Origin of the sequence: Rhodococcus sp. AQ5-07 (assembly GCF_009707305.1) — a bacterium.
GTDB classification, from domain to species: Bacteria; Actinomycetota; Actinomycetes; order Mycobacteriales; family Mycobacteriaceae; genus Rhodococcus_F; species Rhodococcus_F erythropolis.
In genome coordinates this window covers 5,679,685-5,701,652 of record NZ_CP046099.1, presented here as the reverse complement: position 1 = coordinate 5,701,652, position 21,968 = coordinate 5,679,685, and the positions used below count along the sequence as shown (strand labels likewise).

At 62.7% G+C, this 21,968-nt stretch carries 16 protein-coding genes; 9 read left to right on the top strand and 7 right to left on the bottom strand.

What is annotated here, in order from left to right; translation table 11 throughout:
* Positions 1-7: 7 nt before the first annotated feature.
* The 3 genes from recD to recC are packed head-to-tail and all read right to left on the bottom strand — an operon-like array spanning position 8 to position 8,475.
* The gene (gene recD / locus GJB56_RS26495; RefSeq protein ID WP_113682133.1) at positions 8-1,876 is read right to left on the bottom strand and encodes an exodeoxyribonuclease V subunit alpha; all 1,869 of its coding nucleotides are present in this window, start codon (positions 1,874-1,876) and stop codon (positions 8-10) included.
* Positions 1,873-5,190 (bottom strand): UvrD-helicase domain-containing protein, encoded by a 3,318-nt coding sequence (locus GJB56_RS26490; protein WP_113682132.1) that lies wholly within the window; start codon positions 5,188-5,190, stop codon positions 1,873-1,875. Before GJB56_RS26490 ends, recD begins: the two co-directional genes overlap by 4 nt.
* Before the next feature lie 3 nt (positions 5,191-5,193).
* Positions 5,194-8,475 carry an exodeoxyribonuclease V subunit gamma gene (recC, locus tag GJB56_RS26485; RefSeq protein ID WP_113682131.1) on the bottom strand — a complete coding sequence of 1,094 codons (3,282 nt, stop codon included), beginning with the start codon at positions 8,473-8,475 and terminating at the stop codon, positions 5,194-5,196.
* 97 nt (positions 8,476-8,572) lie between these two features.
* Here recC and GJB56_RS26480 point away from each other — a divergent pair, with 97 nt between their 5' ends.
* The 4 genes from GJB56_RS26480 (at position 8,573) to GJB56_RS26465 (ending at position 12,188) form a co-directional block, all read left to right on the top strand.
* Entirely contained in the window at positions 8,573-9,406 is an 834-nt protein-coding gene (locus GJB56_RS26480) for an ABC transporter ATP-binding protein (protein ID WP_020906250.1), read from the top strand.
* Positions 9,403-10,233, top strand: a complete 831-nt coding sequence (locus tag GJB56_RS26475) for an ABC transporter permease (RefSeq protein WP_113682130.1) — start codon at positions 9,403-9,405, stop codon at positions 10,231-10,233. Before GJB56_RS26480 ends, GJB56_RS26475 begins: the two co-directional genes overlap by 4 nt.
* The gene (locus tag GJB56_RS26470; RefSeq protein ID WP_069146982.1) at positions 10,230-11,027 is read left to right on the top strand and encodes an ABC transporter permease; all 798 of its coding nucleotides are present in this window, start codon (positions 10,230-10,232) and stop codon (positions 11,025-11,027) included. Before GJB56_RS26475 ends, GJB56_RS26470 begins: the two co-directional genes overlap by 4 nt.
* Positions 11,028-11,105: 78 nt before the next feature.
* On the top strand, positions 11,106-12,188 hold the full coding sequence (locus GJB56_RS26465; protein ID WP_195849566.1) for an ABC transporter substrate-binding protein: 1,083 nt from the start codon (positions 11,106-11,108) through the stop codon (positions 12,186-12,188).
* An 89-nt stretch (positions 12,189-12,277) separates the two neighbouring features.
* Here GJB56_RS26465 and GJB56_RS26460 read toward each other — a convergent pair whose 3' ends face one another.
* Positions 12,278-13,291 (bottom strand): hemolysin family protein, encoded by a 1,014-nt coding sequence (locus tag GJB56_RS26460; protein WP_020968443.1) that lies wholly within the window; start codon positions 13,289-13,291, stop codon positions 12,278-12,280.
* On the bottom strand, positions 13,288-14,673 hold the full coding sequence (locus GJB56_RS26455; protein WP_113682128.1) for a hemolysin family protein: 1,386 nt from the start codon (positions 14,671-14,673) through the stop codon (positions 13,288-13,290). Before GJB56_RS26455 ends, GJB56_RS26460 begins: the two co-directional genes overlap by 4 nt.
* Before the next feature lie 466 nt (positions 14,674-15,139).
* Here GJB56_RS26455 and GJB56_RS26450 point away from each other — a divergent pair, with 466 nt between their 5' ends.
* Together GJB56_RS26450 and GJB56_RS26445 are read left to right on the top strand one after the other, a co-directional pair.
* A complete protein-coding gene (locus tag GJB56_RS26450) occupies positions 15,140-16,474 on the top strand; it encodes a lipase family protein (RefSeq protein ID WP_020968441.1) in 1,335 nt (444 codons plus the stop codon).
* A 38-nt stretch (positions 16,475-16,512) separates the two neighbouring features.
* Positions 16,513-17,736 (top strand): PucR family transcriptional regulator, encoded by a 1,224-nt coding sequence (locus GJB56_RS26445; RefSeq protein WP_080908928.1) that lies wholly within the window; start codon positions 16,513-16,515, stop codon positions 17,734-17,736.
* A gap of 313 nt (positions 17,737-18,049) precedes the next feature.
* On the opposite strand, the gene GJB56_RS26440 is transcribed toward GJB56_RS26445, so the two are convergent.
* Entirely contained in the window at positions 18,050-18,406 is a 357-nt protein-coding gene (locus GJB56_RS26440) for a hypothetical protein (RefSeq protein WP_024487755.1), read from the bottom strand.
* Between the two features lie 125 nt (positions 18,407-18,531).
* On the opposite strand from GJB56_RS26440, the gene GJB56_RS26435 reads away from it, so the two are divergent.
* Positions 18,532-18,966, top strand: coding sequence for a cupin (locus tag GJB56_RS26435; RefSeq protein WP_113682127.1), 435 nt, complete (start codon positions 18,532-18,534; stop codon positions 18,964-18,966).
* On the opposite strand, the gene GJB56_RS26430 is transcribed toward GJB56_RS26435, so the two are convergent.
* A complete protein-coding gene (locus GJB56_RS26430) occupies positions 18,955-20,160 on the bottom strand; it encodes a cytochrome P450 (protein ID WP_113682126.1) in 1,206 nt (401 codons plus the stop codon). The genes GJB56_RS26435 and GJB56_RS26430 overlap by 12 nt on opposite strands.
* 139 nt (positions 20,161-20,299) lie before the next feature.
* On the opposite strand from GJB56_RS26430, the gene GJB56_RS26425 reads away from it, so the two are divergent.
* Positions 20,300-21,160: an SDR family oxidoreductase gene (locus GJB56_RS26425; RefSeq protein ID WP_019746912.1), complete on the top strand. Its 861-nt coding sequence runs from the start codon at positions 20,300-20,302 to the stop codon at positions 21,158-21,160.
* Positions 21,157-21,885: an acetoacetate decarboxylase family protein gene (locus GJB56_RS26420; RefSeq protein ID WP_029254467.1), complete on the top strand. Its 729-nt coding sequence runs from the start codon at positions 21,157-21,159 to the stop codon at positions 21,883-21,885. The genes GJB56_RS26425 and GJB56_RS26420 overlap by 4 nt, the downstream gene beginning before the upstream one ends.
* The last annotated feature ends 83 nt before the right edge of the window (positions 21,886-21,968 follow it).

Genomic DNA, 21,968 nt, shown 5'->3' with positions numbered 1-21,968 from the left:
CCGACTTTCACGGCCCGTCATACGGACGGATCTCCCGACGCAGCCCACTTGCCCTGAGCACCTGTCGCTGAACTCCCGCCCTCACGGAATCCTCCGTGCCGATTACCCTCACATGGTTTCTGGCGCGAGTGATCGCCGTGTACAACAACTCCCGGGTCAGTAGTGACGACGCTTCGGCCGGCAGCATCACCGATACCGTGTCGTACTGGCTGCCCTGGCTCCGGTGAATCGTCATCGCGTAAACGGTCTGCACCGACGAGAGTTGGCTCGGGTGAATCAGAAACGCATCACTCCCCCGCTGGAATGCGGCAATAGGAACGCCATCCTCACGCTGCACGATCACCCCGGCGTCCCCGTTGTAGATCTTGGCCTCGTAGTCGTTGGCCGTCACCAACAGGGGTTGGCCCGGATACCACCTCGTCGGGTCCAGGAATTGCCCTGATGCCGTTCCGACCCACTCCATCGCCTGCTGCGCCCACCGCCCGACACCGTACGGTCCGTCACGGTGCGCGCACAGAAGGCGGTGCGATTCCAGGCCTTTCAGGGCGCCGATCGCATCACCCTCCTCGGCCGACGCCGTCACCACCTCTGAACTCGCAACGATATCGGCGCGTAATGCGTCAACATCCTCGGGAGAATGGAAGGAGACGGCGGGATCGCCACTACGCAGGATACGCAGAACCTCAGCGGAATCTCCAGCGCGTACTGCTCTGGCCAAAGATGCAATGGTTCCGTCGAAGCGGCGCCCACGTGAGAGTTGAATGATCCCGCCCCGCAGACGATCCTGCTCATCCGCACTCAGCGCCTCTTCGGAACCAGTGGCCGTGAGATCGTCACCCACCAACTGTGTCAGCGCCGGATTTCCACTGACTTCTACCGGGCGGGCGACAAGGTCAGCAAGAACAGCGCCGGCGTCGACGGAGGTCAACTGATCGGGATCGCCGACGAGCAGCAGACGGGCATCGGGGCGAACGGCCTCGAGCAGGCGCGCCATCAAGGTGAGGGAGACCATCGACGTCTCGTCGACGACGACAACATCGTAGGGAAGTCTGTTGGTCGCATTGTATTTGAAGCGGCTCGAACTCCCCCGCTGCCAACCGAGTAGCCGGTGCAGGGTCATCGCCGCGAGTTCTTCGGGAAGGCCAAGGCTCGCCGTCTGCTCACGTACGGACTCTTGCAGCCGTGCTGCGGCCTTACCCGTCGGTGCGGCCAGCCCGATGCGAGCATTCGAACCCAGTTCCTCCGACAGGAGAGCGAGAATACGTGCGACCGTATGGGTTTTGCCGGTTCCGGGCCCACCGGCGATGACCGTCGTCCACTGTGTCGCGGCGAGAGCAGCGGCTATCCGTTGACGATCAGGGCTGGTGGTCGGCCCGTTCTCGTCTACGAACAGCGAATCCAGGCGCGTTCGGACCGCTTTCAGGTCGGCGGGCGGCCACGTGGACGCACGCTCGTCGAGCACTCGCCGAATCGTCTGCTCCTGCAGAAAGTACCGATCGAGGTAGAGAAGCTCACCGTCGTCCGTGTCGACCAACCGGAGTGGTCTGAGTGGTCCGGCGTTGCCGCCGATCACCAGAGGGCTCAGCCGAAGGGCGGCAACGATCTCCGACGGTTCGGGCCACGGCAACGACGTGAGTTCGTCTTCCGTCGCATTGTCGACGCTCACATCACGCATCCGTCGTAGATCGAGGCACACCGAACCTGATCGCACGGCCCGAACTGCCAACGCTGCGGCCAGCATCACTTCTTCCGAGGGTTCACCGCCCAGGCTGCACACTCTCGTCGCGACATGAACATCGGCGGCAACCAGAACCCCGGCTTCGTTGAAGATTCGCACGATCCCTTTGGCGCGCTGCGCCAATTGCGCCTCGGTCATCGAATCTTCTCCCCTACTGTGTGGGACGCATCAAGACCGGCCAGCAGATCCGATAGTTCAACCGTCAGCTGAGCAGGCGGTTTCCATTCGAATACACCACATTCCGGCGGACTGTCCGGGCCGAGCATCCCACGCACGAATTGATACTGCGCACCTCCGAGATGGCGATGCGGATCGTAGTCGGGCAGTCGCCACCGCAGATACCTATGCAGCGCAACCGAATACAGCAGTGCCTGCAAGGGATAGTGCGAGCGCATCATCTCCGTCGCCATGAGTTCACGCGTGTAGTTGGCAGCCGTCAGATCACCGCGGCCCAGCCGATTTGTCTTGTAGTCGACGATCACGAACGACGGGCCCGGGATCCGCAAGACGGCGTCGATACTGCCCGTCAGGAACCCGCGCATCGGTGACGTCTCGACACGGTCAAGATGGTCGGCGTACGACGCCAGAATGTCCTCCGGGAGAAGGTGGCGCCTCAACAGTTCCGACACTCCGCGAAGTGTGACACTCATCGACACCGGATCGTCGCCACCGGCCAGCGGGAGTTCGAAATCGAGTTCGGGAAGACGATCTTTCGGCGCGATCGTGGCCAAGGTTCCGAATCCCAGTGGAGTCTGCATCACCAGCAACAACGCATCCGCGAGTGCTTCGGAGTCGACCTCGGCCGCCCGAACCGAGACCGCCTCCGCGCAGCGTATACGGAGTTCCGCTCTCAGGTCTGAAGCAGCAGTGTCCACCACCTCGAGCACTTCATGCACCAGCGTGCCGAATGCGGCGCCCGCCGGAAGACCGTTCATCGGTGAAGGCAACGCCTCCAGCGGCGAGGGGGTGACGGTCCCGACGTCTACGGAATCCTCCGGCTCGTCGTCCTTTTCGGGATCCTCTACCTCACTGTCGGTGCTCGTGACCGCGTGGTGCGCTCCGGCGGTCAGTGCCGAGTACGACGTACGACGCCAGAGAGTGTCCAGGTCTCGATCGAAACGCGCCGCGGCCAGTTCGGTCACGTCTGCGGCCGCACCGGACCACTGGACGGGCGACGGTGGATGTGGACCTACTGGTTCCACCGAGATCACGTCGGAAGCTGCTGCCGGCCACGTCGCGAGTCGTGCTGCGGTTGTACCGTCGTCGAGCACCTTCACTACCCGAGCAGGTTCGGCGATTCCGGGTGCACGTCCGAGCATCAACCGGTGCAGTGGCGAGCGTGAGGTCCCGTAGCTTGGCGCCCACCAGAGCACGAGTTGGCACTGCGCTCGGGTCAGCGCCACGTACAGCAGCCGCAGTTCTTCGCCCGCTTCTTCAGCCTCCGCAACAGTCTTTCTGGCGTTGTGCCCCGGGCCTTCCTGCCCACCGACGTCGAGGATGCGGCGCCCATCCGGATCGTGCAACAACTGCGTCGGAGAGTTGAAGCCGCCCACGCTCTCCCAACTGAACGGGACGTAGACGATCGGGAATTCGAGCCCTTTGGTGGCGTGCACGGTTGCGATTTGTACAGCGGCAGCATCACTGTCGAGGCGACGGCTTCTGTCGGTGGCACTCCCGGACGTCGGGTCCTTGATCCGGTCGGAAAGCCAGCGAACCAGTGCGCTCAACCCGAACGCTTCCTCGGTGGCGACGCGGCCGAGAAGTTGTGCGACGTGTCGCAGATCGGTGAAATCTCGTTCGCCGGACGGGGCCGCGAGTACACGCTTCTCCAGATTCGTTTCGGCGGAGATTCTTTCGAACACGGCCGCGAACCCGACGCGTGCGAACAACCCGGAGTATGAGCGCAGTTGACCCGCGAGTTCCGCGACGACGTTGTCGCCGTCGAGGTCCAATTCTTCGGCGGTGCGCCCGAAAATCGGAGAGAGGGCGGTCAACTGGACGCGATCGGACCGGTGTGGCTGCTCGATCGCCTGCAGCAGCCACAGCCACTGTGTTGCGCTGGGTGTCGCGAAAACACTGGAACCGCCGGTCAATACGGACGGTACACCGACGGCATCGAGGGCGTCGCGAATCATCGCCACCTGTTTGTGGGTGCGCACCAATACCGCGACGTCTCCCGGCTCGACCGGGCGCGGATCACCGTCGACTGCCAAGCGTGCATCGCTGCCCAGCAGTCCGACCACGTCTGCTGCTACATCGTCCGCGACGCGACTGCGAAGTCTGCCTACGGCCGGAAATCCCGAACGATTGAGCGGTCCGGCTCCGGTACGCGGCAGATGGCGTACACGCATCGGCACCGGGCCGGACAACCGAGACTTCTTGTGCGAAGCCTCTACTGGATGCGCGACGATGCCCTCGTTACCCAGTGCGGCGCCGCCGTAGAGGTGTTCGAGTGCCGCCAACAACCCTGGATCGCTGCGCCAATTGGTGGTCAACTCCTGGTGCGCATCCGCCTGATTGACCGCATCGAGATAACTCAGGACTTCTGCCCCGCGGAACGCATAGATGGCTTGTTTGGGATCACCGACCAGGACCAGGGTGGTGTGACCGTGGAAGGCCAACCGCAGAATGTCCCACTGCAACGGATCGGTGTCCTGGAACTCGTCGATCAGCACGACCTTGAACTTTTCGCGCACCCGACGGCACGCGACGGGGCCGTATTCCGGATCCGTCAATACACCGTGCAACAGCGTCAGCAGATCGTTGAAGTCGCGAATTCCTTTGGTCCGCTTACGTCGTTCGACCTCGAGACGAGCAGCCGCCGCGAACAGGACGCGCTGACCGGGAGCGGTCTCCTCCTCGCCGTCGGGTTCGAGAATTGCCTGGCCATCGCCGACTGCGATTCGGGCAATGGCCAGCGCGTCCTTCGTGGAAAACGGTGGAGACGAGTCCGTCCGGCTGTAGCGGCTGACGTACAAATCCGAGACGACCTCACTGATCAGGTCGTCGACCGACTCCACAAAAGTTGTGTCCGGTTCGCGTTCCCCGGCGATGCCGAGTCCGTCGAGCATCCTCTGACAGAAACTGTGGGTGGTCGTGATGGTGCCGGCGTCGAACTCCGCGAGAGCGCGCAGGAGTCGACGACGCCGCACGCCGATCTCCTCGTCGTCAGCTGTGGCGAGGTACGCCACCAGATCATCATCCGACCGCCTCGCCGCCTCCGGGTCGACCAGAGCGGCGGACACTCCGGCGAACCTCTCCCTGGCACGCTCACGAAGTTCCTGAGTGGCGGCCCGGCTGAATGTCACCAGCAGAACTTGCGAAATGTCAGCGAGACCTTCGGCAACACAACGGGTTGCGAGTCCGACGATCGCGTAGGTCTTGCCAGTTCCGGCGCTCGCTTCCAACACCGTGGTGCCGGTCGGTAGTGGCCCCAAAAGGTCGAAGTCCACGGGTTACTCCGCTCTTTCGTTGGTCAGCAACGGATCCCACAGTCGTCGGGCGAGAACTCCGAATCGAGTCGGTTCCTCGGCCCAGACGAATTCGTCGTCCGACGGCGGATCCGCAGCCAACTCCGCCAGTGTTCGAGCTTCTCCGAAAACGTAAGCGTTGCTCGGATCGATCATCTCGCCGTACTGCCCGGTCCACTGGGTGTCCGCACCGTTTGTCGCATCGTCGACCGACTCGCCACCAAAGCGTCGACGCGCGTATTCGGCTGAAGTAGCGGCCCACATCGGCAACGGACGCTGCAGCCCCCGCTCGCGTAGGTCCACCAGTTGCTGCAGGATCTCGGCCGCATTGCCTGGCGCATCGAGCACCGACCGTGCCGCTGCTATCTTTCCCCGGCCCCGTCCGATGGAGACTGCATCGAGCGCACCGGGTCGGCCGTGTGCTTTCAAGGCGAGCAGGTTGATCCAGGCCGTCATCCGATGTTTAGGCGCCAGTGAGGAATACGACGCCCGCACCACTGAATTGCCGTGCACACCGGTTACCGTTCCGGTGAGACGATGCCCGTCACCGAGGTCGATGTCGACGTCGACAGCCTCGGAGTCGCCCTCGAGGTGTGGCAATGCAAGACCGGCAAGTTGGTCTACCACCCACTCGACGTTGCCCAGAACCGAGGCGCCCAGGTTGTAGGGCGGCAAAGTACCACGGCGCCACTCGGCTGCACGGAAATCCGCCGAGCTGCGTCCAGCCAAGCGCGAGAGAAGCATTCGGTCACCCAGAGCCCAGGTGGACAGTGGATCGAGCTCGGTTGCCAGCGAATCCGCGATGTCGTCGTCGAGTTCCGGTACCCGGACGCCGAGGCGTTGGCGCAGAAAACCACGGGCGGGGTGTACGAGGAAGTTCACCAGGTCGGCAAGGTTCACTTCCTTCGGATGCACCTCGAGTAGCTTGGCCGACAAGACTGTCGGCAATTCGATCGGTGTTCCGGCAGCAGCCCTGGCACCGGCCAGCGCTGCCGTGTCGAAGCTGAACGGCTGATCCGGCGAGAAGTTTCGATTGTCGAACGACTGCAACGGGTGTCGAGTCAGCACCCCGTTGATCGCTTCCGGGCCCACCGTCGCACTGAGTACGTCGAGGAGGCCACTGAGGGGGATCGCCGGTGGTCTGACGACACCGGTGACCGGATCGGCACCGGTATACAACAGAATCAGATGCTCACCCGCAGACATCGCGGCATCGAGAAGCAGTTGCCGGTCTTCACTGCGCAGATCACGCTCCCCCACAACGGGATCACGGGACAAGATGTCGTCGCCGTCGACTCCACCGGTTCGAGGGAACACCTCGTCGTCGAGCCCGATCAGCACGACCACGCGATGCGGCACCGAACGCATCGGAACCATCGTGCACACCGTCAGTTCGCCGGTTCGGAAGTTGGCCCGCGTAGGTCTGCCAGCGAGGCTGCGCGAGAGCATCGCGCGAACATCGGCCAGACGTAACACCGTCTCTCCGCCGAATTCGACAGCAGCTACCAGTTCGCGGTGGGCCCCCGCACTCTGCCAGGAATCGGCGGGCGCAGTGTCGGTCAGCAGATCCAGGGCCCGCATCAGCACACGAAGCCATTCGGCCGGCGAATGTGGGCCGGCAAGATCGCGAAGCGAGACGGCCAGGCGATCGACGAACTCTGCGAAACGTCCAGTCAGGTCGATGTCTGTGCCGTCCACGTCATCGAGTGGTAGCGCGAGATCCAGCCAGGCATTTTCCGATTCGTCCGCGCTGACCCCCAACAAGATTCGGTCCATGGCGGTGTTGAAGGTGTTCTGCGGAAATGCGTCGAGACCGAACGTGGCACGCTGCCGACTACCGATTCCCCAGCGAGCACCCGCTTCCGTCGTCCATTCCCGCAGTCTTTCCAATTCGTCATCGCCCCACGAAAAACGTGTGCGGACAGGCTCGGCCGCTGCCAGGTCGAGAACCTCACTGGCTGTGGCCCGGCCGTCGGCCAAGTCGAGGAGAGAGCCGAGAACGGCCAGGACAGGATTGGTCTGACGTAATCCGCGGTCTGCCAGCCTTACTCGAAGAAGATGCCCCGGGTGGCCATGGACGCCTTGCCCGAATGCAGCACGAACCAAGGGTGCGTACGTTTCGACGTCCGGGCACATCACGAGTACGTCGCGCGGCTGCAATGTCGGGTCGTCCTCGAACAATCGGAGCAGGCATTCGCGGAGCACCTCGACCTGCCGTGCCGGCCCGTGGCAAGCGTGGACCTGAACTGTCCCATCCGGTTCCGCTGAGACGCTGGGAGCACGATCTGCGATGACATCGGCTTTGACCGTCGCCAGGAGGGATTTCGGGCCGGCTGGTTCGGGAAGATGCACCGACTCGAACTCGGCGGCACCGAGGCTGATCTGAAGTTCACGAACGTCGCGAGCAAGACTCGACAGCAACGGATTGGCGGATATCAGCGCTGACCCGTCTTCCGAACGTCGGATCGTGCTCTCACTTCGAGGCGGTATGCGCGAGCTCATCTTGGTCCACAGCGCGGGGCTGGGATGCGGGAGCCAGATGTGCACGTCCCGATTCGCACTGAGTGCGCTCAAGATCATTCGCTGATCGACCGGCAGCCGGGTCGGCCCGAAGACCGACAGACGTTCCGGTAGGTCGACCAAGGCCGGGTCCTCGACCAGCGCGCGGCTCACTTGCCCCAGTCGCTCTGCGGGCCCCGGAACGTCGATCTTGTCCGCGACGATGCACCACAGACGTGCCTGCCATTCGAAATCCTCCGACAGCGCCAATCCGTGTCCGTCGGTCAACCGCCCGGCGGCCCAGTCGATCAGCATCTGTGGTCGTTGCGCGGCATAACTGCGGAAGAGTTCGGTGACATGTGTGGCGGAGGCAAACCGTCGACCTTCACGATGGCCTTCGAGATGTTTCGCCAGGACTCCGCACCAGGGCTCGCCGAGGGACTCGTCGATCACGTCGAGAACCGTCCACACCAATCGCGTCGGCGACCATGGGTCGTCGTCAGCCGTGATTCCACTGACCGCGGCCACGGACTCCGCGACCAGGCGTGCGGGTGAAGGAAACGCGATGTTCGCAGAAATTCCGTCCACTGCTGACGGTCCGGACGTGCCTAGCTGGGAGGACAGCCGCTGATTGAGCCAACGCTCGACGCCCTTGGCCGGCACCGCAACAGTTTCCCGGGCGAATGGATCCGACAGCGGTGTACGGAGGAGCGTGGCCAACGCCGAGACCAAGGTGTCCGAACGCTCGGCCCGGTACAACTTCAGCAATCTTCGCTCCCCTCACTCCGTCCAGACGTCCATCTCACCACGGCGCTGTGACAGGAGACGCCGAACCAGCCTCACGCAGCGGTGACGCGCAGGCAACATGACCGCAACCGGACGTTCGTACTGTGCGGGAATGACCAGTCCCGTCACCACACCTCGCCCCGCTGGAACCGGTCTCGACATCTCCGGCCTCGGCAAGACCTTCGAGATGGGTCGTCGGTCGGTGACCGCGCTGACCGACGTGTCCCTTCAAACCAGCGAAGGCTCCTTTCTGTCTCTGCTCGGGCCGTCCGGATGCGGGAAGTCCACCGTTCTCCGCATCCTTGCGGGCCTCGACACTCCGACGTCGGGAACAGCACTTGTCAACGGACAGTCGCCCGCCGAGTTACGCAAGCGCCGCGAACTCGGAATCGCCTTCCAGGATTCGGCTTTGCTGCCGTGGCGGACGGTGACCTCCAACATCAAACTGCCGCTTCAGGTTGCCGGCATCGATCCCGACCCCGACCAGATCGCCGACCTGATCGCTCTCGTCGGCCTCGAAGGATTCGAGAAGGCCAAGCCCGCTCAATTGTCCGGCGGTATGCGTCAGCGCGTGTCGATCGCACGATCGCTCGTGGTCAAGCCGAGTGTCCTGCTACTCGACGAACCCTTCGGCGCACTGGACGACATGACCCGCCAACGGCTCAACATCGAATTGCTCAGGATCTGGACCGAGAAACCGGCGACCACGTTGATGGTGACTCACGGAATCGCCGAAGCCGTGTTCCTCTCCGACGTCGTTGCCGTCATGACGCCGAGGCCCGGACGCGTCCTCGAAGTCGTGCCGATCGACCTGCCGCGCCCGCGTACTCCCGAGATGATGCGTACACCCGAGTTCCACGAGATCCACGACTACCTCTCCGGACTGCTCTTCGGAAAAGCAGGCGTCGCATGACAATTACCGATATCGAGAACGTCGCGACCGCGGCGGCGCAGCAATCTGTACCGCGCCGGATCCGATTGAAGCGTCCAACGTGGTTCGGCGGTGCAGTCGGCATCTGCGGACTGATCGTTCTCTGGTGGATTCTGGCGGCGGCCGGTGTTGCGGGAGCCACGATTCCGACGCCGTGGGTGGTTGTCTCGACGATGTTCGACGACGGTTGGTCGCTGTACGGACCCAATTTCACCGTCACGGCTTCCGGTGCGCTGCAGGGCTTTCTCTGGGGAAATCTGCTGGCGATCACGCTTGCCGTGCTTGTCGTCCTCATTCCGCCCATCGAGGGATTGGCCACACAATTGGCGATCCTGAGCTACTGCACACCGCTGTTGGCGCTTGGCCCAATCATCCTGGTCGTCTTCGGCGGCCGGACCCCCACGATCTTTCTCGCCGCGATGTACTGCTTCTTCACCACGATGGTCGGCACACTCGCTGGCCTGAGATCGGCAGACAAGACGAGCCTCGATCTCGTTGCCGCCTACGGCGGTGGGCGTTGGCAGAAGTTCACCAAAGTTCAACTGGTGAGCGCACTTCCGAGTACCTTTGCCGCCCTCAAGATTGCTGCACCCTCGGCTGTACTCGGTGCCATCCTCGGAGAGTATCTCGGCGGGGTGGACAGCGGGATCGGCGTCGCACTCACGGCCGCTCAGACGTCGTACAACGTCCCGCGAACGTGGGGAATGGCCATCGCCGCCGCCTTGCTCGCCGGCCTGGGATACGCCGTCGTCGCAGCGATCGCCCGGCTCGTCACCCCGTGGACGAGCGCTCCGGGAGCACAGAAATGACCGCGGTACGAGGAACATTGAGATTCCTCGCTCCGATTGCCATCGCCTCGGCGCTGTTGCTTGTCATCTGGGTGGTCTTCCTCAACGCCTTCCCCCAGGTCGGCCCGCGTGTGGGAAAGACGCCGGCCGACGTCTGGGAGTACCTGTTCTCCGGCCCTAAGTCCGCCGACGCTCGTTCGGGCATCATCGACAACCTGTTCATCACTCTGCGCGACGCCGGTGTCGGCTTTGCCGTCGGAATGACTGCCGCGCTCGTGGTGGCATCGATCTTCGTCGTTTCCCGCACTGTCGAACAGACTTTCATGCCCGTTGCAATGCTTCTACGATCTGTTCCTCTCGTTGCGATGACCCCGATCATCGTCCTGATATTCGGCCGCGGAATCGTGGGTGTGACGGTCATGGTTGCGATAGTGGTGTTCTTCCCGGCCCTCGTCATGATCATGGTCGGTCTGCGCGCCGCTCCAACTCAGGCACAAGACCTCATCGCTGCGTACGGCGGGAGTCGTTGGACCGCATTGCGAATGGTGTCCGTACCGTCCGCACTTCCGGCGGTGTTCGCCGCCGCTAGGGTGTCAGTGCCCGGCGCTTTGATCGGAGCACTGATCGGCGAATGGCTCGGTAGCGGTCAAGGTTTGGGTTCGAGCATGATCAAAGCCATACCGCGCTACCAGTACAACGAATTGTGGGCATCTATCGTGGTGATCACCGTGGTGTCGATCGTCCTCTACGCCGTCGTCGGGATCTTCGAAAGCATCGCTCTGTCTCGTTTCGGTCCTTCGGCGGGCAAGTCGTGACATCTGTTAACACGACCTCAACAAACTCTCTCTCCCAAGCAAACTGAACGAAACCGACTGGCCCTAGTGTTCCGATTCATGACGCCATTCAAGCCCGTCCGCCAACTGGACCGCAGGGCCTTCTTCCGCTACTCCGCGCTGACCGGCATTGCAGTCGCCGGTAGTGCGTCATTGCTCGCGTGTAGCAGTGATTCCAGCAGTTCGAGTGGCGGAACCGCGGACGACGGTTCCGAATTCGGAACAGTTGCAGTGCAGCTGTCCTGGATCAAGAACATCGAGTTCGCCGGCGAGTACTTCGCTCTCGACAAGGGGTACTACAAGGATGCCGGGTTCGGGAATGTAGACCTGGTGGCAGGTGGCGCAGCCGGCACCGGCGTCGAAGCCGGCTTGGACACAGGCAAGGTGTGGATCGGAATGTCCGCACCGCAGCTCACAGCCCCCGCTGTGCTCGACGGACTGGAGGCAAAGATCGTCGGGGCCACGTTCCAGAAGAATCCGTTTGCGATTGTCAGTTCCGCTGCGGCACCGATCAACTCACCGCAGGACATGATCGGCAAGAAGATCGGCGTCCAGGATTCCAATCAGCTCGTCTTCGGAGCTCTCCTGGCAGCAAACGGCCTGACCGAAAGCCAGATGACGATCGTGCCCGCGCAGTTCGATCCGAGCCCCCTGGCAAACGGCGAGGTGGACGGCTGGGTCTCCTACGTGACCAACGAGCCGATCACACTGGCCGCCAAAGGTTTCCCCAACGCCCACTTCCTCTTCGCGGACTACAACCTGCCGTTGGTCGCCGAATCGTTCACGGTTCTCCAGTCCACCATCGACAACGAGAGGGACAAGCTCAAGGCATTCCTGAAGGCCGAGATCCAGGGTTGGAAGGACGCGGTCGCTGATCCGGCAGAGTCGGCGCGGCTTGCCGTCGAGGTCTACGGCAAGGACCAGAACCTGGAACTCGAAGAGCAGATCAAGGAAGCCACCGCACAGAACGATCTTGTGGTGTCGGCAGATACCAAAGCCAACGGGTTGTTCACGATGACACCCCAACTGATCGAACAGAACATCGCGGCACTGTCGAAAGCGGGGCTGGAGATTACGGCGGACCAACTGTTCGACATGTCGATCCTCGAAGAGGTGTACGCCGAGAATCCGGAGTTGATCTGAACACCGGTCGTTGGGCACGACGATCTGGTCGTTCCTTTCGAGCATCGCTTCGAGCAACCTGAGATCTGATCGTCGTGCCCAAGCCCGGGTCAGATTGCTGGTTCGGACCGCGGGAACAATCGCGAGAGAACATCGGAGAGAGTGATGATGCCGACCGTTGTTCGTTCGTCTGTGACTACGGCGAGGTGATTTCGGCTCTCCCTCATCGAGGCGAGTGCGAGGTGGACGGGGGTATCGGGCGCAAGGGTGAACGCCGGTCGCATGATGTCCTCGGCGCGGGTGTGGTCGGGTTGGAGCAGGGTGTCGCGAACGTGCACGATCCCGAGAGGAACACCGTTGTCGCGAACGAGGATTCGTAGGTGCCCTGATTGTTTCGATACCGATCGAACGTGGTTCATGGTCGCGGATGTGGTGACGGAGGTCGGAGCTTTGTTGCTCGGAAGCAGATCGCGGACGGTCAGGGTCTGCATGTCGAGGGCGCCGGAGAGTTGCGCGGAGTATCCGGCGTCGAGGGCTCCGACGTTGGTGGAGTGCTCGACCAGGTGCCGCAAGGCGTCGGGGTCCTGGCCGCTGCCGACGTGATCGACCGGTTGCACACCGACTTTGACCAGAAGCCAGTTGGCCATCGAGTTCAGCGATTGCAGTAGAGGCCGGGTGATCCACATGAATCCGCGCATCGGGATGGCGAGCAGTGTGGCGGATTTCTCGGGGTGGGCGATCGCCCAGGATTTCGGTGCCATTTCACCGACGACCAGATGCAGGAAAGTCACGATGATCAGCGCGAGAACGAAACCGGCGACGTCGGCGATCCACAGCGGCATACCCCAATTCGAGAAGGCAGGGGTGAGCCAGTGGTGGACGGCGGGTTTGGTGATCGCGCCGAGTGCGAGGGTGCAGACGGTGATGCCGAGTTGGGAGCCGGCGAGGAGCACGGTCAGCTCGGAGGCGCTGCGCAGAGCGGCTCGGGCGGAGCGGCTGTTGGGGGCGGCGTCTTCGAGGCGGTGCCGTTTGGCGGAAATGAGGGCGAATTCGACGGCGACGAAGAAGGCGCTCAATGCGATGAGGCCGACGGTGATCGCAATGACGATCCAGGGATTGCTCATCGGTTCTCCTCCGCGGCTTCAGTCCCGGCCATCTCGGTGGGGTCGAGGCGTAGTCGTAGTGATGCCGGGACGTGCCGCTCGACGGACAGGACATCGATGACCAGTGAATGTCGGGGTTGTTCGCCGTCGGAAATCAGGTCGGCGGGATCAGGTGGCAATTCGACGCGGATTCGGGTCCCTTCGGCCGGAAGTTCGCCATGATGAGCGATGGTGAAGCCGGCGATCGTCTCGTAGTCACCGCTCGGGAGGTCGTGTCCGATGGTGCGTTCGATCTCGTCGAGGTGCACGCCACCGTCGACGGTCCACGATCCGTCCTCGCTGGGTAGTTCGAGTGGCAGATCGGGGTCGTGTTCGTCGGTGATTTCGCCGACGAGTTCTTCGGCGATGTCCTCGAGGGTGATAATTCCGGCGAATCCACCGTATTCGTCGATGACGCAAGCGAGTTGGTTCTTGCTGTCGGTGAGTTCGGCCAGGGCCTTCGGCAGGGGAAGTGTGGTCGGGAAGATCAGGGCGGAGCGGGTGAGTGCGCGCACGGTCAGATCAGTGGTCGGTGTCAGGCCGAGAACATCCTGGAGGTGGATGACGCCGACGATGTCCTCGGAATCTGCTCCCACGACGGGATATCTGGAGTGCCCTCGCCCCATGAGAGTGATGACGTGGTCGAGGGAGTCGTCAGCGCGGACGGTGTCGACATGGGTGCGCGGGATCATCGCGTGCTCCACCGGACGAGTGGGGAAATCGAGAATACGATCGAGCATCGTCGACAACTCGGGCGGCAGAGTCCCAGTTTCGCGGGATTCGGCGACGATGTGCTCGAGGTCGCGGGCGGAGGCGGAGTGTTCGACGTCGTGCACCGGCTCGATCTTCAGGGCACGAAGTAGCAGGTTCGACGCTTGGTCGAAGATCCAGATCAGCCAGCCGAACAGTTTCAGATAGAGGGTGGTCGAGCGAGCTAGCCACCGGGCCACCGGTTCGGGACGGGCGATGGCCAGGTTCTTCGGAAAGAGCTCACCGAAGAGCATCTGGACCAGAGTGGAGAACAGCAAAGCCAGCACGGCACCGATCGCGAGCCCGACGGCGGTGGGAATGCCGATGCCACCGAAGATCGTTCCCAGCGATTCACCGATGAGAGGTTCGGCGACGTAACCGACGAGCAGACCGGTGACGGTGATGCCCAGCTGGGCGCCGGAAAGCATGAACGAGGTGCGTCGCGTCACCGCCAGAGCCCGCTGCGCCCCCAAATCGCCGGCCTGGGCGAGTGAATTGAGCCGGGATCGGTCCACGGCCATGTAGGCGAACTCTTGGGCAACGAAGTAGCCGGTCACTGCGGTGATCAGCAGAACGACCAGCACACCGAGCAGCAGTGTCAGGGCGATCATCATGAGCCGGACACCTCGCCATCACATGCGTTCACGTAGTGGGGTGTGTCCGGCCTGGGTCTGTGGCTGTCCATGGGTCTCTCTGTCGATGCGAAAGAAGCCTTGTTCTTTACTCTACGTTTACCCTGCCGGGAAAGTTCCCACCGGCATACGTTTTCACCGAAAGTATTCGCTGCGAAGAGGGAAACGATGTGGCTACGAATAGAACATCGGTTCCCAGCATTTCCCCCCAGGGGACCGTAGATTGCCCTACTCGATACCGGGGCCTACGCGCATCGCGTCCTTCCTGGAGCGTCCCGCCAGCAATTCCTGTCCAGTCAGATGAAGCGCAGCCGATTCGATTGTGCACATGCACTAATAATTGCAATCACCGCTGGGATCGTGCCGAAGATTTCACACCGCGTCATGCGGTGTTCTTGTTCCAGACGCCTGGAGGCTTTCACCTCATGGCGATGACGCTGGAGGCTAAATGAGTAAGACGTGGTTGCGACACTCGACTGTGGCAATGATATCCGCGGTAGCTGTGCTGGTCGGTGCGAATACTGCGGCGGGTGATCCCACCGATATCGTATTTCCTCCGGACCAGAACCAGCTCCCACAACTGCCGTCCGAACCGCAACTCTACGATCAGCTGCCGATTCCGACCCCCTCGGAAGACCCCTGGTACAACGATCCGGAGGACCTCGCGTCCTATGCACCTGGTCAGATTGTGCGCACTCGGGAGGTGCAGACCCGGTTGGTCGGTATTCCGGTTCCCGTCTACACCAAGCAACTACTCTTCCGATCCAACGATGTCCACGACAATCCGATCGTGACAGCCACGACGGTCATCGTGCCAGGCATTCCGTGGCAGGGAAGTACCCGGCCGGTGGTCTCGTTCCAGGAGGCCATCGACTCCACCGATTCGTCCTGCAATCCGTCGCACACCTTGCAGGTCGGCACGATGAAGGAGTCCCCGCTCGTGGCCGGTTGGCTGGCGCAGGGCTTCGCCATCAACGTCCCCGACTTCGACGGCAAGTTCAACACGTTCAACACCTATGCCGAGGGCAAGATGGTGCTGGACAGCCTGCGCGCGGTGAAGAACGATGAGGGGCTGGGCCTGGCCGATCCCGGCATCGCGTTGTACGGATACTCCGGTGGCGGCTCGGGATCGATGCGCGCTGCCGAACTGCGTGCGACCTACGCGCCCGACGTACGGCTGCTGGGCACGGCCGCGGGCGCCACCCCAGGCAGCCTCACCGGCATCGCACGATATGCAGTGCAGCCGCACCCCGGACTCGCGGGAGCCGGAAATTTCACCATGTGGCTCGGGTTCGTAGCCTTGGCACGGGAATACCCGGACGTGTTCCGGCCTGAGGAATTGCTCACCGAGGAAGGCCAGCAATTGCTGCGCGATTTCCAATCTCGCTGTGTCATCACCATCGCGCCCTCAGGGGCTTACCGCCCACTCAGCGCATATTTCAAGCCAGGTAAATCGTTGGACACCGAACCTGCGGTCATGCAAGTGCTCGAAGAAAACAGTCTCGGCAAGCACATCCCGGACAGCCCGATCCTGTGGTGGCACGGCATCTGGGACGAGATCGTGCCACCCTCGACAGTGCTGCCGACAGTGAACAAGTACTGGGACAGCGGTGCCGACATGCGGTTCATCACCGTACCGTTGCCCGAGCACGGACTCAATGCCGTCACCGGTTGGGCTCCGGCGGTAGCGTGGACCAGCGCCGTACTGCGCGGCTTGTCCCCAGGTCCGAAGTTCAATCTCGGGTCCCCCGCCCCTCTGCCCGCAGGCTTCCCAGGAGCTTGAGCGAATTGGTCGTGGGTACCAGTGACTGAGGAGGCAATATGGCGCATTCCCCCGAACCCGGGCCCGCGCACGACGAGCAATGGCAGCACGTGATCGCCCGGGCGCACGCCCGGGCGGCCGGCTTGGCCACCACTCTAAAGACCGACGACCTGCTGCCGCACTCCATGCTGGACGCAGACTTCGTGCCCAGCGTGCAGCTCAACATCGCATTGTTCTTCCGGTCACTCGTCATGGAACACGAACTGACCAGGGAAGACACCCGCCCGATCGTCGAACGAGCGTTGCGACTGATCCGTGACGGCATGTCCCTCGAGGAGATTCTGACCAACTACCGGGTCGGCACCGCATTCCTATGGAGCGAGTCCATCCTGGCCCTCGAACCAGATGAGTACCCGCTATTGCCCAAACTCGGGCTGTGCCTGACCAACTACCTCAATCTGGTGGTCACACACATCGCCACCACCCTGATCGAGGACAGCCGGCAGCCACGCTGGGACATCCTGGAACGCCAAGGCGAGATCGCCGCCGACCTGCTCGCTGGACGCGAGGTCAGCGGATGGACGGGCGCACCCGAGATCCCCATCGCGGAATCGTTCATCGTTGCCGCGGTACGACTCGGTCAACCGGCGCCCGGCACCCTCACCGCCCTCCGCGACCGGCTCGGGCTGCTCCCGGGCACCTTCCTCTACCGCGACAACGGCGGTTGGATCGCGCTCGTCCCCCTGCGCCCGGGCGACGAACGCGATCCGGCGTCGGCGTTAGCCAGCCGAATCGTACTGTCCAACAGTGCCATTCAGTCTGAATTCTGGATTGGGGTCGCGACCGCACTTACGCGGGCGGACATCCCCGGGGCCTATGCCGAAGCACGGACCGTCGCCGAGACCGCCCGCGCCCTCGGCCGGGCTGAAACGGTCTGCACCCGAAATCGCATGATATTCGAGTATTCCGTGGCTGCGGGCGGACCCACGCTGACGGCTCTGGCAGCGTTACTCGATCCCCTTGCCGATCATCCTGCGCTGCTGGAGACGCTCGATGCGTTCATCGACAGCGAGTTCAACCACAACGTCTCCGCCCAGGCACTGTTCATCCATCGCAACACAGTTACCTACCGGCTCTCCCGCATCGCCGAACTCACCGGCTATGACCCGCTACTGCCCAGCGGCGTCTCCACTCTCATGGCCGCACGGGTCGGCCAGCGCATCGTTACTTACTCTGCTCACACCGCGAATCCTCACCGGCGCCGCTCCGATCCTGCGGTCTGAGTTTTCAGAAGCTATTGGAGCCGAAGCAACTACTTTGGCGGGCTTCGGAGACTCGCCCGAAGCCCACCAAAGTGGCGGCGCACGTCCCGCCAATCTTCGCTGCATCTCGACAGGCCATCGGTGCTGAAGTTCTTTGCCCCGGATACCACCGAAAGAAATGCCGATTCGAGCGGCCACTTGCCGAGAGGCGCAAGACGAGCACCGACGCTGTGAAGCCGCTGGACACCTTTTCGGTGCCGGCGGCTTTGTCCATGCCGTATCGCAATTGCAGGTAGGCGGGACGGGCGCCCACAGAGTTCCCGCTTTTGGCGAACTATTGGCCGAAGTTGAACCTGAGATTCGCATTTATCAAGGTGTTGAGCCGCTTTCGCATCCGCACGACCTCCGCCTCGGACGGTATCGGATCTTCGAGGAAAAGCGTCCAACGCAGCATCGTGCCGTTTCCGACCGCCTCGATGTCGAATCGGATGACGGCGTCGGGGCGGTCCGGCCAGATCGACGACCAGATCACCAGCCCCGGTTCTTCAGCCCTGACGATCTCCGGTGCGATCTCGCTCTCGAGAAGTTCCAGCCAGTGCCGGGCGGGCTGGCGGTACGGATCGATCAATGCCTCGAACATGAAGCGCGCAGGCGGCGGCTGGCTCCGGCGCCTCGTCGCGACTTGCTGCATGACACGAGCGTAACCGCCTCTCAAGGGCATACCTCTGCCTTCACCCTGCAAGATCCACGAAAACCGGGATAAATCGGACACTGTCGGAGGACACTCAGGAGCACATCCGTCTGGGAGGGCCGCTCATGCGTAAACGCCATCAGGTTCTGCTTGCAGTGTCCGCAGCGATCGGGCTGTCTCTGACGCCGATCAATGCGTCGGCAACACCGAGCACGGGAGTACACGGTGAAATCCTCGGGCAGGTGACTTTCGACGGCAAGGACTACATCCTGCGTCAGATCACCATCGACCCCGGCGGTTCCACCGGTTGGCACTTCCACGACGGGACGCTCTACGCACTGATCGCGCAGGGCACGTTGAGCCACTACCGATCCGATTGCTCCGTCGACGGGATCTACAGCGCCGGAAATACTTTGATCGAACCGAGCGGTTCAGATCATGTGCACATCGGAAACAACTCGCAGACAACACCATTGGTACTCGAGGTCGTCTACGTCAATCCGGCGGGCAGCGCCCTCTCCGAAGATGCTGCGCCTCCCAACTGCCAACTACCCGGCTGACGGCGCCGAAGCGGTAAACCGCACCGGCATCGATTCGAGACCGGACACGAAGTTGGCGGCACGCTGCTGCAACGGCGCGTCGGTGGCAAGTGCCATTCCCGGCAGCCTGGCGAAGAGTTGCTCGAACATGATCCGTCCCTCGAGCCTGGCCAGCTGATTACCCAGACAGAAATGCGTTCCGAAGCCGAAGGCCACGTGTGGATTCGGTGTGCGGCCGATATCGAACCGTTCGGCGTTCAGGAACACGGACTCGTCGAAATTTGCCGATTCGAAGAGCAGCAGCATCTTCTCACCCGCCTTCAGTTGCGCACCGAAGAAATCGGTATCACGGGTCAGAGTTCGAGCCATGTTCTTGATCGGCGAGGACCACCGCAACATCTCCTCCATTGCCAAGGGAATGGCATCGGGATCGTCGGCCAGCGCTCGATGCTGGTCCGGATGGCGCAGCAGCTGCTCCATGCCGCCGCTCAGGACGTGCCGTGTGGTCTCGTCACCGCCGATGAGTATCAGTAGGGACTCGTTGACGATTTCCTGATCGGAGAGGGCCTCGCCGTCGACCGCACTGTGAATCAATGTGCTCACCAAATCGTCGGCCGGCTCGCTCCTCCGCTCGGCAATGGTTCGCATCATGTACGCGGTGAAGTCGACATACGCAGCCATCATGGCCTGCAGTTGCTCCTGGGAAGCGTTGCTTCCCAATGCCTTCACCAGATCATCCGACCACCGCAGAAACAACGCGCGTTCCTCGGGACGGACACCCAACATGTCGCCGATGACGGCCATGGGAAGTGGTGCGGCCAGGTCTGCGACGAAGTCGGCTTCTCCTTTCTCACAGACGGCGTCGATCAGTTGATCGCAGATCTCCCGGATACGGCCGGCCTTGGCTTCGACCTTCTTACGTGTGAAACCCGCGTTGACCAAGCGTCGACGCGTGAGGTGCTGCGGGTCGTCCATGTCGATCATCTGCGGCAACGGACCCGTTTCGGGGCGGATGCCGCCGGCGTTGGAGAACAGTTCGGGATCCCGCTCGGCTGCGACGACGGCGTCGTAGCTCGCGGCCGCGGTGATTCCGTTGGCGTCGTCTCGGTACACGGGCTCGTGATCACGCATCCAGGCGTATGCGTCGCGCACATTCCCGAGGTCTCCGCTGTAGAAGCGTCCGTCGATCAAATCGAAGGTCGGTCTGGTAGCCATCACTCCACCTCTCGCACAACCCTTGCCACAATAAGTAGAACCTGTTCCTATATAGCGTGGGGCGTTTTCACCGAAGCCGAACCGGAAAACCTCCAGAATCAGCACGCGAGCCCGCCGGAGCAACGACCAGGAGACACACATGGACGACGACACCGCCTCAGCGGGCATACCCACTTTCACCGGCACATCGATACTGGTGACCGGCGGCGGTAGTGGCATCGGTCTGGGCATCGCTCGTTCGCTGGTTGCGTCTGGCGCTCACGTCACGATCTGCGGACGCAACAAGGAGAAACTCGAAGCTGCCGCCGAATCGATCCGGCAGTCGAGTCCGGAAGGATCGGTCAGCGTCTCCCCTACCGACGTCACGATCGAGGCAGACGTCGTCGCCGCTGTTGCCGCGGCGGTCTCCGTCACCGGAAAGCTCGACGGAGTCGTGGCCTGCGCCGGCGGGAACGAAACCATCGCACCGGTCACGCAACTCGACGTCGACGCGTGGCGCCGCACCGTCGACCTCAACGTCACGGGGACCATGCTGACGATCAAGCACGGCGCCCGGGCGCTGGTGGCAGGAGGCGGTGGATCCATCGTCGCGATCTCGTCGATCGCCAGCAGCAACACACATCGCTGGTTCGGCGCGTACGGCGTCTCGAAGTCCGGCGTCGACCACCTGGTGCAATTGGCGGCAGACGAACTGGGCGCCAGCAACATTCGTGTCAATGCGATCCGGCCGGGTCTGACCCGAACGGATCTGGTCGCGCTCATCACCGACGGTGGCCCGATCCTGGACGACTACCTGGCCAACACTCCGCTCGAACGCGTCGGCGAGGTCGAGGACGTCGCCGGACTCGCTTCCTTCCTACTCGGACCGCAATCCACCTGGATCACCGGGCAGATCATCAACGTCGACGGAGGCCAAATGCTGCGCCGCGGACCGGATTTCCGCTCGATGCTCGAACCCGTCTACGGATCCGACGGACTCCGCGGGGTGGTCGCGCCATGAGCTACACGATTCTGGGCAAGAAGGTCGAGATGCCCGTCGAAGTTCGCACCGCGTCGGCCTTCATGGCGTTGTACTCGGTACCCAGCGCAACGGCGCAGTCGATCATCGATTACACCGGCTTGACCGCGCTCCAGTACCGTCCCGGCCGGGCGCTGTGCGGCCTGGTTTTTGTCGACTACATCGATGGGGATCTGGGGCCGTACAACGAATTCGGGGTGACGTACATGGTGCGTAGCCACACTGCGCCTCCCGAAACCTCGGTGCTGGGAGATCTACGTTCGCTCGCTGCCGGAACTGCAGGGGCACTCATTCACGAGTTGCCGGTGGACGGAGAGTTCACCAAGGCCGCCGGCCGGGAAATCTGGGGATTCCCGAAGGTGCTCGCCGAGTTCGACACCGAGCACGTCGGCTCGGTCAAGCGCGGATCCGTCTCGCGCGACGGCAAACTCATCACACAGTTGAGTGTGAAGTCCGGCGTCAGCGTGCCTGGCGGCGGAGCCAACATGTCGTTGGCCGCGTACTCGCATCTCGACGGCGCAACCAGGTGCACGTCGTGGGACATGGCGCCGACCGGCGTCAAATCGCGCCCTGGTGGAGCAGAGGTTCAGCTGGGTAGTCACCCGATGGCGGCGGAGCTTCGGAAACTGGGACTCCCCCGCCGGGCCCTGATGACCACGACCATCAAAAACCTGGCGATGACGTTCGGGGAGGCGACAACGATCTGAGTGTCAGCCGACGGCACCCCTTTCGGTCACGTGTGACTCGGGCTACACTCCTGGACGGTTGACCAACTCGCGTCAGACCGCCC

Excerpts from the sequence above, each read along its gene's own strand:
- GJB56_RS26435 (WP_113682127.1), top strand. The coding sequence starts at position 18,532 with ATGCGTAAACGCCATCAGGTTCTGCTTGCAGTGTCCGCAGCGATCGGG.
- recD (WP_113682133.1), bottom strand. The coding sequence starts at position 1,876 with ATGACCGAGGCGCAATTGGCGCAGCGCGCCAAAGGGATCGTGCGAATC.
- GJB56_RS26460 (WP_020968443.1), bottom strand. The coding sequence starts at position 13,291 with ATGAGCAATCCCTGGATCGTCATTGCGATCACCGTCGGCCTCATCGCA.
- GJB56_RS26425 (WP_019746912.1), top strand. The coding sequence starts at position 20,300 with ATGGACGACGACACCGCCTCAGCGGGCATACCCACTTTCACCGGCACA.
- GJB56_RS26430 (WP_113682126.1), bottom strand. The coding sequence starts at position 20,160 with ATGGCTACCAGACCGACCTTCGATTTGATCGACGGACGCTTCTACAGC.
- GJB56_RS26440 (WP_024487755.1), bottom strand. The coding sequence starts at position 18,406 with ATGCAGCAAGTCGCGACGAGGCGCCGGAGCCAGCCGCCGCCTGCGCGC.
- GJB56_RS26470 (WP_069146982.1), top strand. The coding sequence starts at position 10,230 with ATGACCGCGGTACGAGGAACATTGAGATTCCTCGCTCCGATTGCCATC.
- GJB56_RS26480 (WP_020906250.1), top strand. The coding sequence starts at position 8,573 with ATGACCGCAACCGGACGTTCGTACTGTGCGGGAATGACCAGTCCCGTC.
- GJB56_RS26455 (WP_113682128.1), bottom strand. The coding sequence starts at position 14,673 with ATGATGATCGCCCTGACACTGCTGCTCGGTGTGCTGGTCGTTCTGCTG.
- GJB56_RS26475 (WP_113682130.1), top strand. The coding sequence starts at position 9,403 with ATGACAATTACCGATATCGAGAACGTCGCGACCGCGGCGGCGCAGCAA.
- GJB56_RS26445 (WP_080908928.1), top strand. The coding sequence starts at position 16,513 with ATGGCGCATTCCCCCGAACCCGGGCCCGCGCACGACGAGCAATGGCAG.
- GJB56_RS26450 (WP_020968441.1), top strand. The coding sequence starts at position 15,140 with ATGAGTAAGACGTGGTTGCGACACTCGACTGTGGCAATGATATCCGCG.
- GJB56_RS26465 (WP_195849566.1), top strand. The coding sequence starts at position 11,106 with ATGACGCCATTCAAGCCCGTCCGCCAACTGGACCGCAGGGCCTTCTTC.
- GJB56_RS26420 (WP_029254467.1), top strand. The coding sequence starts at position 21,157 with ATGAGCTACACGATTCTGGGCAAGAAGGTCGAGATGCCCGTCGAAGTT.